The organism is Ohtaekwangia sp. (assembly GCF_036568665.1).
Lineage (GTDB): Bacteria > Bacteroidota > Bacteroidia > Cytophagales > Cyclobacteriaceae > Ohtaekwangia.
The window spans coordinates 1-5,029 of the sequence record NZ_DATCSD010000165.1; the positions used below are offsets into that span (position 1 = coordinate 1).

The 5,029-nt window shown below is 44.7% G+C and carries 1 protein-coding gene; it reads left to right on the forward strand.

The features are described from left to right. Window positions 1-4,931: hypothetical protein (locus VIN08_RS09530; protein WP_331963701.1), on the forward strand; the 4,931-nt coding region annotated here is incomplete at its 5' end. Between the last annotated feature and the right edge of the window lie 98 nt (window positions 4,932-5,029).

Here is a 5,029-nt window from a genome sequence, read left to right on the forward strand (position 1 = left end):
ATATATACCAGTGTAATTTAAGCGGAGCGATTCCGTATTCGCTATTTTCAATAGCAGGTCTGCAAACCCTGAACCTCGCCTTTAATGAATTAACCGGGAGTATTCCATCCAACGCAGGCAGTGCTACAGCACTCACTACGCTATCGCTGCATGCCAACAATCTTACGGGTACTATTCCCAGTGGTATAGGTAATTTGCATAGCCTTACCATTCTCTCGCTTTATAGCAATCAGCTTACCGGTACTATACCGGCTGAGATTGGCAGTTTAACAAATCTTACAACGCTATACCTGTATAGCAATGAGCTTAGCGGAAGTATACCTTCGTCATTGGGGCAGTTGGTGAATCTTATTTACTTCTATGTATATGATAACAACCTGAGTGGCAGTTTCCCGACCACCCTGGGTAACCTTACCAAGCTGAAGTATTTCTATGCCAACGATAACCAGCTTACCGGGAACATTCCCGTTGAGTTTGCTGCCCTTAACCAGGTCATTACTTTCTATGTATACAATAACAAATTAAGCGGTGTTATACCTGCCGGTGTATTTAATGGCTGGACTAAACTGACAACGTTCAGTGTGTTGAATAACCAATTCTCGGGAGCGTTTCCTTCTTCGATCAGTACCTGCACAGCCCTGGTAAATTTTGGCGCCAGCAAAAATTTATTTACCAGTATACCTGCCGGCATGCTAAATCTTCCGGTGGCTACCAGCATCAACTTTAGCTATAACGAACTCACCGCTATACCGGATTTTACCACGCATGTAAACAAGGCTAACCTGACCTTGAACGTTTCTTATAACCGGTTAGACTTTGGCGCATTGCAACCACTGACGAGTGGCGGTATAAAAACCGTTACACTCACGCCACAGAATACTATACAGGATGTACAGTTTGTTACGCCTGCTATAGGTGCTCAGCTGACTATACCCGGCAGGGCAGCAGGGAGCAATGGTACCATTACGTGGGAGAAGCAACAGGATAATGGAAGCTGGACAAGTGTAAACAGCCTGAACGGAAACACGACACAACAGACTTATACCCGCAGTGCCTTTGCACAGAGCGATGAAGGGATCTATAGAGTAAAGATGACCAGTACATCCTTTGCCGGTATAACGATACAGAGTGATCCTATAAAAGTAAAGACGGCTGTAAATCTTGCATTGGATAACTGGGCCTTTCAGTATAAATACGATGGCCGCCATCGGATGACACAGAAGAAAGTGCCGGGTGCGGACTGGGTATATATGGTATACGACAATCGCGATCGTTTGGTGATGACCCAGGATGGTGAACAACGCAAGAACAATCAATGGCTCGTAACCAAGTACGATGCGTTGAACCGTCCGATTGTTACCGCGATCTATACCCATACAGGAGCCGCGAGTCAAACGGATATGGCCGGGTTGATCAGCACCGCTAACTTCTATGACAGCTTCGATGGGACTACCACTTTTCATGGGTATACGAACAATGTTTTTCCCAATGATGCAACAAAGCTGGATGTGCTGACAGTAACGTATTACGATACGTATGACTTTAAGAATCTGCTCAACGATGAGAGGTATAACTATAAATCAACTGAATTTACCGACCAGTATACATCCGATGCCAATGGTAATAGTTTCCTGAGTGTAGTAGGGCAGGTGACAGGAAGTAAAACAAAGGTATTGACGAGGGGTAACTATATTATTACTGCCAGTTACTACGATGACAAATATAGAGTGGTGCAGACCGTTGCCAACGATATGCATGGAGACTTTGACAGAACCACCAATGTATATGACTTTGTAGGCAAGGTGTTGAAGTCGAAGAGTACCCGCACAGAGTATTCCATCAAGTGGACCAATGTAGTAAGCCCGGGCGTTGTCGATAAGATTACCAATACATTAGGCAAAGCGAGCAGTGCCGATGGCTGGATAGCGGGTGCATCATCACAACAAATACTGCCTGCCGGGCAGGATGGCTGGATGGAAGTGACGGTGTCAGAACTAAACAAGAACAGAATAATTGGTCTTGCCTCATCCGATCCGGATGCAAATTATACCAGTATAAACTATGCTTTATACATGGCCGGTTCCGGCTTTTCTATTCGGATACAGGAGAGCGGAGTGCAGCGCTATAGTGGCACTACATTAGCGACAGGCGATGTACTTCGTATTGAGCGTAAAGGCACAGCCATTACCTACAGACAAAATGGAAAGGTGCTGACTCCGAGTCCGGCTTCTCCGGCTTCTACAACCGATCTGCGTGTAGACGCCTCGTTGTATTCGTCAGGAGCCAGCCTGGTAGATGTGCGTGCTTCTTTTGCAGCGCGCAGTTCAAGTATAGTAAGAACATTTGAGTATGACCATGCCGGTCGCCTGCTGAAAACCTGGCACCAGGTAAATGGCGGCACAAATGTATTGCTCACCAGTAACGAGTATAACGAGCTCGGACAACTCATCACCAGGAAACTTCACTCCGAAGATCAGGGCACTACATTCAAACAGCATGTAGACATGCGCTATAATATCCGTGGTTGGCTTACACGTATTAACAACTCTGATCTTACACCGGACGAGAGCAGCGATCCACGCGATCACTTTGGTATGAATCTGTCCTACAACGAAGTTATACCTACGCTCAATAATAAAGCAGCCTTTAATGGTAACATCTCTGCGATCCGCTATAGCAACAATCAGGGCTATGGCGATGTAAAGGAGAATGCCTATAAATATGATTACGATCCGATGAACCGGATCAAGGATGCAAGCTTCCAACAGAAGAATGCCAGCAATTGGGGACAACCACAGTACAAGGATGCCAATAACACCGTACAAACCAGCGATGCCTATACCGAGACCGGCTATGCCTATGACCTGAATGGTAATTTACAGAACCTGACGCGCAAAGGTATAAATGGAGCCAGCATGGATGTGCTCACTTATAACTATGGTACCGGTCAGGCAAAAAGCAACAAATTGCTCAGCGTAACCGATGCGGGTGATGTGAAGCAGGGCTTCATTGATGGTAATACAACATCAGACGATTACCAGTACGACAACAACGGCAGCATGAACGTTGACAAGAATAAAGATATAGCTGCGATTACCTACAACCACCTGAACCTGCCGGTGCAGGTAACAAAAGTAAGCGGTGAGTATATCAAGTATATCTACGATGCTTCCGGCAGAAAGCTCTGCCAGCAGGTATATAACAGCAGCAATGCTGTTACCAAACAAACCGATTATGCAGGCGAATACTTCTATGAAAATGATACACTGAAATTTATCAACCACGAAGAAGGCCGCATTGTCATGACCGGCACAGCACCGGAGTATCAGTATCATTTGAAAGATCATTTGGGCAACGTACGTGTTACGTTTACAGCGAAAGATGAAACGGAGAGTGCAACCGCTACGCTGGAGACTGCCAATGTAAGTAATGAGCAAGGCAAGTTTATATACTACAACGAAGCCGTGAAGATAAACTTCCCGTTGTTCGATCACACAAGACAAGGCGGCACAAATTACTCTGCACGCCTCAACGGTACGGCTAGTGAACAAACAGGCCTGGCTAAATCATTAAGCGTAATGCCAGGCGATGTGATCAATGCAGAAGTATATGCCAAATACCTGGATACCAACCAGGCTAACTGGTCAGCCGCAGTAACGAATCTGATGACTTCTATTGCCAATGGAACAGCCGCACCGAATACCTATATAGATGGAGGAGCTGTGGGAAGCACCGGTGGTGCCCTCGATCCATTTGCAGGTCTTCTCAGCAAAGGAAGCGAAAGCGGCACCGCCCCAAAAGCATACCTGAACTACCTGATCTTCGACAGAAATTACAACGTACTGGATGGTGGTTTTGTACGGGTAACAGAAGCAGCGAAAGAAAGCGGCACCGATGTACCCCATGAGAAACTCTCCAAGCAACTGACTATAAAAGAAGCGGGCTATGTGTATATTTACCTTAGCAATGATAACGTGGCTTTAGGTGGAAGTCAGGTAGAAGTATATTTTGATGACTTCAAGGTAGAGCAGACTAAGTCTCCTGTAATACAGGCGGAAGATTATTATCCGTTTGGTTTAGCTTATAGTAGTTATCGAAGGGAAAACTCTGTCCAGAACAAGACGAAATTGTTCCAAGGGCAGGAACATATAGATGACTTAGACTTAGAATGGGATTCGTTCAAGTGGAGAAATCATCAACCGGAAATTGGGAGATTCTTCAATATTGATCCTCTTACTGACGAATATGTTTACAATAGCCCGTATGCTTTTGCTGAGAATCGAGTTGTAAGTGGAAGAGAGCTAGAAGGCCTAGAATGGGCTCCTCCCCTAACAGCTGATGAGAATGGGAATTTTGTTCCTGATGTTGATGCACTGCAACAATATCAACAAGGCAGAGCCGAGGCCGGGGCTGGCCTGATTGAATCTGTAACGGATGCTGCAGAAGGATTATGGAATGCGGTTACCAGTCCGGTTCAAACAGTGAAGGGTTTGTGGAATGCTGTTACAAATCCAGTCGAGACAATAACAGAAATTAAAGAGCAGGTTGTTACAAGTTTCAAAGAAAATCCAGAGAAAGCCAGTGGAAAACTTCTTGGAAATGTATTAATGACTGTTGCAAGTGAGGGGCTTCTTAGAAATCCAAAAGGAATTGTATATGAAAGAATTGACAAAACAGGAAATCTAAAGCCTTATGTTGGACAGGCAAAAAGTGCAGAACGGTTTGCTGCTAGACAAAAGGAACATGCCCGTGCAAATCCTCGATCGGATTTTGAGTTTAAGAAAATTGATAAAGGAAAGCCTGGAAAAAATCTGAATAAAAAGGAACAGAAAGCATTAGATGCTAGAGGTGGACCAACAAATAAAGCAAATCCGAACGGTGGAACATCCAATAGGAAGAATGTTATACAGAAGAAAAAGACAACTAATTGAGATGAAGCTAAAATTAAAAGTAGGGGATATATTTACCATACCAGTAAATGATGAGAAGACAGGCTTCGGCCAGATAATCAACATTCCCAACAAGAATA